Source organism: Fictibacillus halophilus (genome assembly GCF_042680145.1).
Classification (GTDB): Bacteria; Bacillota; Bacilli; order Bacillales; family Fictibacillaceae; genus Fictibacillus; species Fictibacillus halophilus_A.
In genome coordinates, this window is record NZ_JBHTNQ010000001.1 from 1,798,120 (window position 1) to 1,811,818 (window position 13,699).

13 protein-coding genes are annotated in these 13,699 nt (G+C 39.5%); 2 read left to right on the forward strand and 11 right to left on the reverse strand.

Annotated features, from left to right (window positions below; translation table 11 throughout):
* Nucleotides 1-10: 10 nt before the first annotated feature.
* On the reverse strand, nt 11-796 hold the full coding sequence (locus ACFQ4X_RS09300) for a transporter substrate-binding domain-containing protein (RefSeq protein WP_379834629.1): 786 nt from the start codon (nt 794-796) through the stop codon (nt 11-13).
* A gap of 126 nt (nt 797-922) precedes the next feature.
* Between ACFQ4X_RS09300 and ACFQ4X_RS09305 the strand changes: the two genes are divergently transcribed.
* A complete protein-coding gene (locus ACFQ4X_RS09305) occupies nt 923-1,351 on the forward strand; it encodes an NUDIX hydrolase (protein WP_379834631.1) in 429 nt (142 codons plus the stop codon).
* Between the two features lie 199 nt (nt 1,352-1,550).
* Here the strand turns inward: ACFQ4X_RS09305 and ACFQ4X_RS09310 are convergent, their stop codons facing one another.
* From ACFQ4X_RS09310 to ACFQ4X_RS09350, 9 genes are all read right to left on the reverse strand, one after another.
* Nucleotides 1,551-1,988 (reverse strand): BrxA/BrxB family bacilliredoxin, encoded by a 438-nt coding sequence (locus ACFQ4X_RS09310; protein ID WP_379834633.1) that lies wholly within the window; start codon nt 1,986-1,988, stop codon nt 1,551-1,553.
* A gap of 164 nt (nt 1,989-2,152) precedes the next feature.
* Nucleotides 2,153-3,469, reverse strand: a complete 1,317-nt coding sequence (locus tag ACFQ4X_RS09315; protein ID WP_379834635.1) for a dihydrolipoamide acetyltransferase family protein — start codon at nt 3,467-3,469, stop codon at nt 2,153-2,155.
* A 19-nt stretch (nt 3,470-3,488) separates the two neighbouring features.
* Entirely contained in the window at nt 3,489-4,472 is a 984-nt protein-coding gene (locus ACFQ4X_RS09320; protein ID WP_066290759.1) for an alpha-ketoacid dehydrogenase subunit beta, read from the reverse strand.
* Nucleotides 4,473-4,486: 14 nt separating this feature from the next.
* Nucleotides 4,487-5,479, reverse strand: a complete 993-nt coding sequence (locus tag ACFQ4X_RS09325) for a thiamine pyrophosphate-dependent dehydrogenase E1 component subunit alpha (RefSeq protein ID WP_379834637.1) — start codon at nt 5,477-5,479, stop codon at nt 4,487-4,489.
* Nucleotides 5,480-5,492: 13 nt separating this feature from the next.
* Entirely contained in the window at nt 5,493-6,914 is a 1,422-nt protein-coding gene (gene lpdA / locus ACFQ4X_RS09330) for a dihydrolipoyl dehydrogenase (protein WP_379834638.1), read from the reverse strand.
* Between the two features lie 21 nt (nt 6,915-6,935).
* On the reverse strand, nt 6,936-8,048 hold the full coding sequence (gene buk, locus ACFQ4X_RS09335) for a butyrate kinase (protein ID WP_379834640.1): 1,113 nt from the start codon (nt 8,046-8,048) through the stop codon (nt 6,936-6,938).
* 27 nt (nt 8,049-8,075) lie between these two features.
* Nucleotides 8,076-9,176 (reverse strand): branched-chain amino acid dehydrogenase, encoded by a 1,101-nt coding sequence (gene bcd, locus ACFQ4X_RS09340; RefSeq protein WP_130295053.1) that lies wholly within the window; start codon nt 9,174-9,176, stop codon nt 8,076-8,078.
* Between the two features lie 12 nt (nt 9,177-9,188).
* Entirely contained in the window at nt 9,189-10,100 is a 912-nt protein-coding gene (yqiS, locus tag ACFQ4X_RS09345; RefSeq protein WP_379834642.1) for a phosphate butyryltransferase, read from the reverse strand.
* Between the two features lie 129 nt (nt 10,101-10,229).
* Nucleotides 10,230-12,326 (reverse strand): sigma 54-interacting transcriptional regulator, encoded by a 2,097-nt coding sequence (locus ACFQ4X_RS09350; protein ID WP_379834644.1) that lies wholly within the window; start codon nt 12,324-12,326, stop codon nt 10,230-10,232.
* Nucleotides 12,327-12,426: 100 nt separating this feature from the next.
* Between ACFQ4X_RS09350 and ACFQ4X_RS09355 the strand changes: the two genes are divergently transcribed.
* Entirely contained in the window at nt 12,427-12,663 is a 237-nt protein-coding gene (locus tag ACFQ4X_RS09355) for a DUF2627 domain-containing protein (RefSeq protein WP_379834646.1), read from the forward strand.
* Nucleotides 12,664-12,884: 221 nt separating this feature from the next.
* Here the strand turns inward: ACFQ4X_RS09355 and spo0A are convergent, their stop codons facing one another.
* Complete coding sequence (gene spo0A / locus ACFQ4X_RS09360) at nt 12,885-13,676, reverse strand: sporulation transcription factor Spo0A (protein ID WP_379837108.1); 792 nt, start codon at nt 13,674-13,676, stop codon at nt 12,885-12,887.
* Nucleotides 13,677-13,699 lie beyond the last annotated feature (23 nt).

The following is a 13,699-nucleotide window of genomic DNA, read 5'->3' on the forward strand; positions in this document are numbered from 1 at the left end:
TCTTTCTCTTCTATTTTTTTACTCCGAACCATTTTTCAACGAGTTTGTCCAAAGTACCGTCTTCTTTCATCTTCTTTAACTCTTTGTTAAATTCGCTAGTCAGTTCGCTATCTTTCGGGAATGCGATAGCTGAACCTGCTGCATCGGTATTTGGCAAAGCAAATGATGAAAGTTCTTTGTTTTTCTTTAAAAACTCATACGCTACAGCATCTTCAATAATAGCTGCATCAACTCGGTTAGATTTCATTTCTTGCACCAATTCAGTTACTTTGTTTCGTTGTACTACTTCGAATTTATGTTCTTTTAATAGCTTGTCCGCTTCTTTTTCTTGAATGGAAGCTAATTGGACTCCAAGTGTTTTACCTTCAAGATCTTCAATAGACTTGATTGATTTGTCTTTTGTTACGATTAATTGCTGTGCTGCATAATATTCATCTGAAAAATCAACTGTTTTTTTACGCTCTTCATTAGGTGTCATTCCTGCAATGACAAAGTCTGCTTTTCCGCTGTCCAAAGCTGGAATAAGGCCGTTAAAGTCCATATCCTTAATCTCTATTTCATAACCTAACTCTTTTGCAATATGATTAGCTACATCAATATCAAACCCTACAACATCTCCGCCTTTAGCTGTATCAACAAATTCATATGGCGGATAATCTGCAGAAGTAGCCATGATCAATTTTTTTCCGGAAGAATCACTTCCTGTGTCAGATGAACTTTTTTCTTCTACTGCACCACATCCCGCCAGAATAGCGATGATTATGATAAAATAAATGCTTAAGAAATTGCGTTTCATTTTGCATATCCCCTTATACAATGTAGTTATATTTATTCGTTAAAATGAATATTAACACATAAATGTTCAAAACTAAGTATTTTAATAATTCTGAATGTATTTTTATTCAAGAGAGGTGGATTCACAATGGACTTCGGCGAAGTTGTTCCGGGGATCGATTATCGAAAAAGAGATGCCGTTTATGCTGTTATTCTGGATGCTAAGGGAGAGAAAGTCGCTATTATGGTACAGAACGGAAAAGGCTTTCTGCCAGGCGGTGGAATGGAAAAATCAGAAGAACATGAGTCATGCCTTATGAGAGAATGCATAGAAGAAACAGGTTTTAATATGTATATTGAACGCTACATCGGAAATGCAAAACAATATTTTCAGTCAAGACATAATGAGTACATAATGAATAATGGGTATTTTTATGCAGGTAACTTCGGAGAATTTGTAAAACGACCAATAGAGGATGATCATGAACTTGTGTGGATGGAGCTTGGTGAAGCGAAACGAATGCTTTTTCATGATTCACACCTCTGGGCTGTAAAGAAAACATTAATTAAAAGATAGTTTTTAATTTCTCATAAATCTCTGCGAACGCTCATAAATCTCTGCGAACGCTCATAAATCTCTGCGAACGCTCATAAATCTCTGCGAACGCTCATAAATCTCTGCGAACGCTCATAAATCCTCGGCTGCGCCTTGATTTATGAGCTCTAAATGCAAAAAATAAGCTGCCTCTTTTATAAGAGACAGCTTATCACCGTTTTTACGCTTCCTTTTTGCAATACTCTTCAAAAGCGCTTCTTAATTTATTTACAACTTCCATTGGTTCGTGTCCCTCAATCTCGTGGCGTTCAACCATCATTTGAATCTCTCCATCTTTTAATAGAGCAAATGAAGGCGAAGAAGGAGGATAATCTGTAAAGTAAGAGCGGGCTTTTTCAGTTGCTTCTTTATCCTGACCAGCAAAAACGGTAACGAGATGGTCTGGACGAACATCTTGTTTTACAGAATATGAAGCCGCTGGACGTGCGATTCCTCCTGCACATCCGCAAACGGAGTTAATCATCACAAGTGTTGTACCTTTTTTACTAAATGCTTCTTCTACATCCTCCGGCTTAAAAAGCTGTGTATAGCCAGCTTCAGCCATTTCTTTACGAGCCGTTTCTACTACATCATTAAATAAATTGAATTGAAAGTTCATTTCGTCAGCTCCTTTCCTTCTTATTGTACTCAATAAGAGGAATATAAAAAAGAAAAATGCCGTAACATTTACGGCACTTTTCTTAGGGGGTTATGGGGTTTGGAGGTGTTGATGTTAAACTCTACCCCGTTTTAAACCTGCATAAACCACTTTTAAAAAATTTTTTAATAAATAGATGTGTTTTCTTTCGTCATGTTTTCAAGACGTTCTTTTACACGTGCCAAGAAACGGCCGCAAACAAGTCCGTCAAGTACACGGTGATCAAGTGACAAGCAAAGATTTACCATATCACGTACTGCAATCATCCCATTATTCATTACTACGGGACGCTTCACAATGGATTCAACGGAAAGAATTGCCGCCTGCGGGTAGTTAATGATAGGCGTTGACATAACAGATCCAAAAGAGCCTGTATTGTTTACTGTAAACGTGCCGCCTTTCATATCATCCCCTGAAAGTTTATTCGTTCTTACTTTATCAGCAAGCTCTTTAACATCACGAGCAATTCCCTTGATCGACTTCTCATCTGCATTCTTGATTACTGGCACATACAGTGCATCATCAGTAGCTACAGCGATAGAGATATTAATATCCTTCTTCTGGATGATCTTATCTCCAGCCCACATAGAATTCAATTGCGGGAATTCTTTTAACGATTCTACTACTGCTTTAATAAAGAATGGCAAGAAAGTAATGTTATAGCCTTCTTTTGATTTAAAATCACCTTTTACAGAATTACGGTATTCCACAAGATTTGTAACATCTACTTCAACCATCGTCCAAGCGTGCGGAGCTTCGTGTTTTGAACGTACCATGTTTTGAGCGATCGCTTTACGGATACCTGTAACAGGAATTTCTACATCGCCTGGCATAGATTCAACAGTGATTGGTTTTAAGCCTGATGCAGTTTCTTTTGATTGAGCAATCGCTTCTTGTTTAATTTCAGAAACTGCTGGAGCAGATGCAGCTGCTGGTTTGTTTTCTGCAGTTGGAATCTGACCAGAATCGATAATCTGCTGCAGATCTTTTCTTGTAATTCTTCCGCTTTGACCTGTTCCTTCAACTTGGCTCAAGTCAATTCCGTGCTCAGACGCCATTCGGACAACAGCTGGCGAGTAACGGCCTCTTGCAGCTGTATCTTTTTTGGGAGCTGCTGCTGCATTGCTCGCTGGAGCGGGCGCTGTATCAGCCGTTTTTTCTTCTTTTTTAGCAGGAGCAGGTTCAGCGGAACTGCTTCCTTCTTCTGTATCGATATAACAGATCAGTTCCCCTACAGAAAGTGTATCTCCTTCTCCAGCAACAAGTTCTTTAATTGTTCCGCTAAATGATGAAGGGACTTCTGCGTTTACTTTATCAGTCATCACTTCAGCTAAAGGATCATATTTCTTTACTGTATCACCAGGTTGTACGAGCCATTTACTGATCGTTCCTTCAGTTACACTTTCCCCGAGTTGAGGCATTGTAATTTGTTCTGTAGCCATTTAAGTTCCCTCCTTTTTGTTAAAATGCCGCAAGATCTCTCATGGCTTTTTCTACCTTATCAGGATTCACCATAAAATGTTTTTCCATAGTCGGTGCATATGGCATTGCTGGAACATCAGGACCAGCAAGGCGCTGAATCGGGGCATCTAATTCAAACAAGCAGTTTTCAGCAATAATCGCTGCAACTTCACTCATGATGCTTCCTTCTTTGTTATCTTCTGTAACAAGAAGGACTTTACCCGTCTTAGAAGCAGCTTCAATGATTGCTTCTTTATCCAATGGATACACAGTACGAAGATCCAGAATATGAGCAGAGATTCCGTCTTTTTCTAACTTTTCAGCAGCCTGTAATGCAAAATGAACACAAAGTCCATATGTAATTACCGTAATGTCATCACCTTCACGTTTAACATCTGCTTTTCCGATCTCCAAAGTGTATTCTTCTTCTGGAACTTCCCCTTTAATTAAGCGGTATGCACGCTTATGTTCAAAGAATAATACAGGGTCTTCATCGCGAATTGCTGCCTTTAATAGACCTTTTACGTCATAAGGTGTTGAAGGCATAACAATCTTTAAACCTGGAACATTAGCAAACAATGCTTCAACTGACTGCGAATGATATAGTGCACCATGTACACCGCCGCCATAAGGAGCGCGAATCGTAATAGGACAAGACCAGTCGTTATTTGAGCGATAACGAATTTTAGCAGCTTCCGAAACAATTTGGTTTACAGCCGGCATGATGAAATCAGCAAATTGCATCTCTGCAATCGGACGCATGCCATACATAGCTGCACCAATTCCTACACCAGCGATTGCTGATTCTGCAAGCGGTGCATCGATTACTCTTTCCTCACCAAATTCTTCGATTAAACCAGTAGTTGCACGGAAAACTCCTCCGCGTACCCCAACATCTTCTCCTACAACGAAAACTTTTTTATCACGCTGCATCTCTTCGCGGATCGCTTGCGTTACAGCATCAATATATGAAATTACCGGCATCTCGTTTTCCCCCTTTACTCTGCGTAAACATGCAGAAGCGCACTTTCAGCATCAGCGTATTTTGCGTTTTCTGCGTATTCTGTTGCTTCATCCACTTCTTTTTGAATATCTTCAGTGATCTGTTGCTCTAACTCTTCTGTTAAAATTCCATTCTCTCTCAAGTATGCAGCAAACGTATGAATCGGATCTTTTGCTTTTGCTTCTTCTACTTCTTCACGTGTTCTGTATGCACGATCATCGTCATCAGAAGAGTGAGGCGTTAAACGATAAGCAACCGTTTCAATAAGTGTAGGACCTTCTCCTCGTCTTCCGCGATCTGCTGCTTCCTTTACTGCTTCATAAACAGCCAATGGATCGTTTCCGTCAACTGTTACACCTGGCATACCATAGCCAATCGCACGGTCAGAAACGTTTACACATGCCAATTGTTTTGAAATCGGAACTGAAATCGCATACTTATTGTTTTCGCACATAAAGATAACAGGCAATTTATGAACAGAGGCAAAGTTTGCTCCTTCATGAAAATCTCCTTGGTTGGAAGAACCCTCTCCAAACGTAGTAAACGTCACAATATCTTTACCTTCCATTCTTCCGCCTAATGCAATACCTACTGCGTGAGGAACTTGTGTAGTTACAGGAGACGAACCTGTAGCAATACGAAGCTTTTTAGATCCAAAGTGACCTGGCATCTGACGCCCGCCGCTGTTTGGGTCTTCTGCTTTTGCAAATCCGGAAAGCATTAGATCTTTTGCAGTCATTCCAAATTGCAATACAACACCCATATCACGATAGTAAGGCAACACATAGTCTTTTTCGTTATCAAGCGCCATTGCAGCACCCACTTGTGCAGCTTCTTGGCCTTGGCATGAGATTACAAATGGAATTTTACCAGCGCGGTTTAATAACCACATGCGCTCATCAATCTTTCTTGCTAAAAGCATTGTTTTAAACATATGGATAACATCTTCATTCGTTAAACCTAATTGTTCATGACGTGTTTCTGCCATTGTTTTTACCTCCTTAAAAATGAATTGCTTTTCCTTCAACTGCTAATCCTGCTTCACCAAAAACTTCTGAAAGAGAAGGATGCGGATGGATGGTATGTGCAATCTCCCACGGTGTTGCATCAAGTACTTTCGCCAGCCCTGCTTCAGAGATCATATCTGTAACATGAGGACCAATCATATGTACCCCGAGAAGATCATCTGTATCTTTGTCTGCTACGATTTTTACAAAACCGTCACTTTCCCCGTATACTAGTGCTTTTCCAATTGCTTTAAATGGAAACTTTCCAATTTTTACATTGAAGCCCTGATCTTTAGCTTGTTTTTCTGTAAGACCTACGCTAGCCATTTCTGGACTCGAGTAAATACACTTTGAGATATTGTCGTAATTAATCGGTTCCGGTTTTAAATTGCATAGGTGCTCTACAGCTGTTATTCCTTCGTGAGAAGCTACATGTGCCAATTGAAGGCCACCGATGACATCGCCAATGGCATAAATATGACTTTCGGCAGTTTGGAAATACTCATTCGTCTGAATGTATCCGTTTTCAACTTTAATGGTGGTGTTCTCTAAGCCAATACCTTCTGTATTCGCTTGACGCCCAACAGAGACAAGCATTTTTTCAGCTGAAAACTGTTTCGTTTCCCCTTTATGTTCAGCAGAGATCATAACGCCATTTCCTTTTTCTAATGTTTCAGGAAGTACTTTTGCAGATGTAACAAGTTTAATGCCTTTTTTCTTTAACACACGAGCCGCTTCTTTAGAGATTTCTTCGTCCTCGGTAGGTACAATTCTGTCTGCATATTCTAATACAGTTACTTCAACCCCAAGGTCATTAAGCATAGAAGCCCATTCGATACCAATGACTCCGCCTCCAACAATAATGATAGAAGCAGGCAGCGTTTCCATCTCAAGAGCCTCATCACTGGACATAACATAATTACCGTCAATCTCTAATCCAGGTAAAGAACGTGGTCTAGAACCTGTGGCAACGATTACATTATGCGGGATTAAAATTTCATTCTCTGTACCGTCATTAAATTCTACTGACACAGTTCCAGGCATTGGAGAAAAGATAGAAGGACCTAGAATGCGTCCTGTTCCCTCGAAAACTTCTATTTTACCTTTTTTCATAAGGCTTTGGACGCCCATATGAAGCTGATTGACAATCGATTGCTTTCGTTCTTGCATTTTTGAAAAATTAAGACCTAATCCTTCTATATCTACACCAAAGTCAGCAGCTTTTTTAGCTGTTTTGTAGACTTCAGCACTTCTCAACAATGCTTTACTCGGTATACAGCCTCTATGCAGGCATGTTCCGCCAAGCTTTCCTCTTTCAACAACTGCAACAGTTTTACCTAATTGAGCAGCACGGATGGCGGCTACATAGCCGCCTGTTCCTCCGCCCAATATGACCAAATCAAAATCTTTTGACATCGCTCATATCTCCTTTTGCTGTTAATCCAGCGGCAATTCTGCAGGAGTCTTCCCTCCTGGATATTCCTTCGCCTTCTCTTCATTTCTTAAAACGCGAAGTCCACCTTCTGCTAACGCTTGAAGTTCATTCTCTCCAGGCTGAATGATACAATCTGAAATCCACTCAACACGATCTGTTATTTTTTTAACAAATTCTTTGCCAAAAGCTAGCCCGCCAGTTAGAACGATCGCATCAACTTGACCGTGAAGGACCGTACTCGCTGACCCGATTTCTTTAGCGACTTGGTAAGCCATTGCATCATATACAAGTGCTGCTCTTTCATCGCCGTTCTCAATTTTCTCTTCCACTGTTCTTGCATCATTTGTTCCCAGATAAGCAACAAGTCCGCCTTGTCCAACGAGCTTTTTCATTACTTCATCCGCGTAATATTCTCCAGAGAAGCAAAGAGAGACTAAATCTCCGATTGGAACTGTACCTGCACGTTCAGGTGAAAAAGGCCCTTCTCCATGCAGGCCATTGTTTACATCAATTACCCGGCCGTCCTTATGAACCCCAACCGTAATTCCTCCGCCCATGTGAACAACAATGAGACGTAGTGATTCATAGGATTTATCAAGCATTTTTGATACTCTTCTTGCTACCGCTTTTTGATTTAATGCATGAAATATACTTTTTCGTTCGATATCAGGTACACCTGATATACGTGCAATCTCATCCATTTCATCAACTACAACAGGGTCTACGATAAATGAAGGAATATTTAATCCTTCTGCTATTTCATATGCAAGAATACCGCCTAAATTAGAAGCATGTTCACCTGCAAACCCCGTTTTTAAATCTTGCAGCATTGGTTCGTTTACGCTGTAAGTTCCACCTTCGATCGGTCTTAATAATCCCCCGCGGCCAACCACGCAGCTTAACTTTGAAATGTTTATTCCTTCATAATCCAATGCCTCTAGAATGGTTTCTTTTCTGAATGAATATTGATCAATGACAGAGTCAAATTGATTAATGGTATCTATATCATGCCTGATTGTTTTTTCAAAAACAGGCCTTTCGTTATCAAAAATACCTATCTTGGTAGAGGTTGAGCCCGGATTGATCACTAGTATGCGAAATTCTTTTTGATGCACGTTTCAAACCTCCATTAATACAAACTCTTAGCGAGTTCGGCTTGACAGAATGTGTCGTTCATTTAATAAAAATTGACTTCTTGATTTTCTCATTCGCTCAATACGCTCTTCAGCAAGACGGTCAGCTGCAAGGTAAGTAGGAATGTTATCACGCTTTGAAATTTCAATAACACTTGCAATATTGTCATAAATTGTTTCAACTTTCTTAAGTGCTCTCTCACGGTTGTAGCCATTAAGTTCGTCAGCAACATTTATTACTCCGCCAGCATTGATTACATAATCTGGAGCATAGACAATACCCATTTCATGGAGAGCATCACCATGTCTTGTTTCTTTTAGCTGGTTGTTTGCAGCACCTGCAATAACCTTCGCCTTAATTTTTGAAATCGTGTCATCATTAATAATCGCACCAAGTGCACATGGAGCAAAGATATCGCAGTCAACACTATAAATATCGTCGATGTCTACAGCTTTGGCACCGAAATCTTCAACAGCACGCTGAACAGCTTCTTTGTTTATATCTGTTACGATTAGTGAAGCTCCTTCTTCATGAAGGTGTTTACAAAGTGTATAAGCAACATGCCCTACACCTTGAACGGCAATCACTTTTCCTTCTAAAGAATCTGTTCCAAACGCTTCCATAGCTGCTGCTTTCATACCCCGGTAAACACCATAAGCTGTTACTGGAGAAGGATTTCCGCTTGAACCAAAAGCTGGTGAAACGCCTGTGACAAATGGTGTTTCCTGATAGATTAAATCCATATCTTCAACCGTTGTACCAACATCTTCTGCTGTAATATAACGGCCGTTTAGACCTTGGATGTAGCGTCCGAATGCACGGAACATTTCTTCGTTTTTATCTTTCTTAGGGTCTCCAATGATAACTGTTTTACCGCCGCCAAGGTTCAAACCAGCTGCAGCATTTTTGTAAGTCATTCCTCTTGCAAGTCTCAATGCATCTTCAATTGCTGCATCTTCAGAATCATATGTCCACATTCTTGTTCCGCCTAGAGCAGGACCTAATGTCGTGTCATGGATACAGATGATAGCTTTTAAACCAGATTGTTTATCTTGGCAGATCACCATTTGTTCGTAATCGTAAGTCTCCATATATTTGAAAATTTCCATTTTGTATTCCTCCTAAAGTTTCTTATCAGTGATGACAGATTTCACAGCCAAAGCAATTGAGAGGTATTTACTCTCAGAAGAATCAGCTCTTGAAGTTAGAACAATTGGCGCTTTAGCACCGCAAATGACTGCTCCAACTTTTGCACGGGCAAAATAAATGAGTGACTTGTATAAAATGTTGCCCGTTTCAATGGTCGGAACAAGTAAAATATCTGCCTTTCCTGCTACATTTCCTGCGATTCCTTTATGTGCTGCCGCTTCCATTGAGATGGCATTATCGAGGGCTAAAGGACCTTCCACAATTCCGCCAGTTATTTGGTTTCTTAAATTCATTACAGTAAGGCTGGCAGCATCCAGAGTTGCTTGCATGGCAGGGTTTACATTTTCTACTGCAGCTAAAACGGCAGCTTTAGGCTGATCAACACCTGTTTGCTGAACAAAATCTATTGCATTTTGCAATATTTGACTCTTCTGGTTAAGGTCAGGATTTATATTCATTGCAGCATCTGTAACAAATATCAGTCTGTCATACCCCGCGATTTCAAACGCGGCTACGTGTGACAGGACTTTACCTGTCCTTAAGCCAAATTCTTTATTTAATACAGCTTTTAAGAGTACGGAAGTTGAAACGAGTCCCTTCATCAGGATATCCGCTTTGCCATCGTGTACTGCTTTTACAGCCTCTATTGCGGCTGTCGCTGTATTAGTTGGAACAATTTCAATTCCCGGTGTAGAATCGTTTGTATTCTTTTCTAGCCAGTCAGAAATTACTTCCGCATTTCCAAATAATATAAAATGGGCAATGCCCTCTTTATAAGCCCGTAAAACACTTTCCATAACTTCTTGATCGCCTGCTTCTGCCACTGCGATGACTGGTTTCACTTGCTGATTTTTGGCTTGGCTGACCAAGTCTTCCAAATGCATGTTATCCCCCCTTGTTAAACACAAATATAGATATGCAAGTTTCATGCCAAATTAATTCATAAAGATTATTAATACTCAGCTTACTTTTTTGCAATAATTTGCAAGAATTGCGCAAAATTTTGCATGAAATTATTTGCGCACTTTATCGTCTAATCCATATTTTTCAAGTTTATAATAAAAGTTACGCAATGAGATACCTAATGCTTTCGCAGTTTTCGTTTTATTGCCTTTATATCTGTTAATAGCATCTGTTAAAATGTTTTTTTCAAACTCGTCCATTTGTTCCGCTAAAGTGATCTCTTTCGTTAATTCGTTAAAAGAACCGCCCGATTCTGAATTCGGCTTATTATGATCAATTTGCTGAAGCAGAGAAATATGTTCTCGGTTAATTTTTGAATCTGTATGACTCATATGGATGATTGCCCGGCCCAATACATTTTCAAGTTCTCTAACATTTCCCGGCCAATGATATTTAAGCAGGAAATCTTCCGCGTCACTGCTTATAATGTCAATATTTCGTCCGTAGTCCTGATTCAGTTTTTGCAAAAGATGATTTGCCAGCATTACAATATCACTGTTCCTTGCTCTAAGTGGCGGAATATAAATCGGCATCCGGTTTAGACGGTAATATAAATCCTGCCTGAAAGTGCCATCTGCTATCATCTTTTCAAGGTTAACGTTTGTGGCGGCAATAACTCTGACATTTATGGGAATCGCTTTCGTGTCTCCCACTCGTCTAATTTCATTTTCTTGTAATACTCGCAGCAGTTTAGCCTGTGTATTTTGTGAAAGTTCTCCCACTTCATCTAAAAAGATACTTCCACCGTTAGCTTCCTCAAAGAGACCTCTTTTACCCCCTCTTAAAGCACCTGAAAATGCGCCTTCTACATAACCGAAGAGTTCGCTTTCTAAGAGTGATTCAGAGAGTGCCGCACAATTAACCCTTATAAATTTATTGAACTTCCTGTCGCTCGCGTTATGGATCGCATGAGCAAAAAGTTCTTTTCCAGTACCAGACTCGCCGCGCAGAAGAACAGTTGCAGGCGTTGAAGCTGCAAGCTTAGCTTGATCAACCGCAAACCTCATCTCATCTGATTCACCAATAATATCTTCAAAAGAATATTTAGCTTCAAGTGTCCGGATAATCTGCCTGGCCCGATTCAATTCCTCAGTCAAGCCTTTTATCTCTGAAACGTCATGAATCACACCAACGCTGCCTTTTAATAAACCATCAACTATAATCGGCGCGACATTAACGATTACATCTTTTCTTTTTGGACCAACTCGCAGCCTTGCTCCCCTAACTGGTTTTCTCGTTTTCAAAACTTGCATATGAATACTTTCACCCTCAGAAATATCTGTTGTTGCGGGCTTGCCTATTACCTGCTCTGCTGTATAGCCAGTAAGTTTTGTGTACGCAGGATTTATCATAATCCCTTTTCCTTCTTCATCCACAACAGATATAGCTTCCTCTGATGAATTAATAATAGAACTAAGCATAATTTGAATACTTTTTAAGTTTGTGACTTCTTCTGCAAGGTCTACGATTTCAGTAATATCTTTAAAAACTGCAAATGCACCAAGTTTCCGTCCAGATTGATCTAAAATAGGCGTTCTTGTTGTATAAATTTTTGTACCGTTCGCAAGTATCTGTTCTTGATTTACTTCCTCAATCCCTGAATCCAAGACTCTTGGAAGCTGACTGTTCGGCATTACTTCCAGAATAGATCTGCCTAATGCTTCATTAGCAGATAGACCTGTCATTCTTTCGGCACTTTTATTAAAAATAGTGATGTTCAGCCTTTGATCAATAACAATCATACCATCATGAGTATTATCTAAAATCGTTTTGAACTGCTGAAGATTAGCTTCGGCAGCCTTAGATTGTTTAAGGTGATCTGCTAATTTATAAAATTGAGAATCTGAAATAATGTCTGATTCATGATAAACATCTTCCTGCAGCTGATTGGCTATTTTTTTATTTGAAGGTGAATACACCACATAGTCTGGCTCAAGCTGAGGTGGAGATGAATATGAAAAAATCGGCACATCATCATGCGTTTTATCCGCACCCATTTCAACAAAAACTCCGATTGGTTCAAAAAAAGCTGAAGACCTTATTAAACGAAGAATCTTTGGTGTTTCTTCAGGAGCGGTCATTAACAATACAGTTTGCAACATTACCCCTCCAAATTCTATGTAAAGTGGATGTGCAATATTTTTCACACATTTATCATACCGTAGCATGAAAGGGTTTGCAAACTGTAATTTCATCGACAATAAAATAAACTTTATGTACAATACATGTAGAGGAGTGAGTACAATCATGAGCAGGTATGCAGCATTAGTAATTGTTTTAATTCCTGGTATCATGGCCGTAATGGGCATAAAATGGATGAGGGACACATTATTTGGAGTATTGCAATTTCCTTTCCCATTCTTGTGGCTCCAGTTTATCGCAGGATTTATCAGCTTTTCAGCTGGACTGGCTTTTGTGGGAGGATTTATATTTTACCGTGATCGAAAAAGAAATAAAGTACAGTTAAAGTATAAGAAAAAATAACCAGACCAATGAAAGAAATTGGCTGGTTATTTTAAGTTGAGCGAAGCGGCAGGCAGATTGAGCGTAACTCGACTATTTTGAGCGCTCATAAAGATTTCTGAGCGTAATTCAGGGATTTAGAGCGTAACTTAAGGTTTTTGAGCGTACGTGTAAAAATTAAAAGAACACGTACCGTAAAAAGAAAAAGGAACTAACTCAAATGAGTTAGCCCTTTTTATTTTTTATCCAGCTTTATGTTCGATTCTTAATTTATCCGCAACCATTGCAATGAATTCACTATTGGTCGGTTTTGCTTTAGACATGGAAACGGTATAGCCGAATAAAGAAGAGATACTGTCGATGTTTCCACGGCTCCAAGCAACTTCGATCGCATGGCGGATCGCGCGTTCAACACGGCTTGAAGTGGTGTTAAACTTTTTAGCGATATCAGGATACAATACTTTTGTAATTGATCCTAATAGTTCAATATCGTTATATACCATAGAAATTGCTTCTCTCAAGTACATATAGCCTTTAATATGAGCAGGAACACCAATTTCGTGGATGATGCTCGTAATACTTGCGTCTAGATTACGCGGTTTATTTATTGATTGGAAACTGCTTCGATTTCCGGATGCACGCTGAACTGTTGTTTTTTCCGATCCGCAAATCTGGCGGATCTGACTAGCTAAATTATCCATATCAAATGGTTTTAAGATAAAATAAGAAGCTCCAAGATCAACAGCTTTTTTCGTAACATCTTCTTGTCCAAAAGCAGTTAGCATAATTACATTAGGCTGAGGCAGATCATCACTTGATCTGATTTTTTCTAAAACAGCTAATCCGTCTAAATGCGGCATGATAATATCGAGTACGAGTACATCAGGATTTTTATTTTCTAAAACGGAAAGACATTCTTGACCGTTATAAGCTACCCCAATTACTTCCATGTCATCTTGACTTGAAAGATATTCCCTCAAAAGACTAATTAGTTCACGATTATCATCAGCTAGACACACTTTAACTTTTTGCACCATTAATTCCTCCCCATCCAACA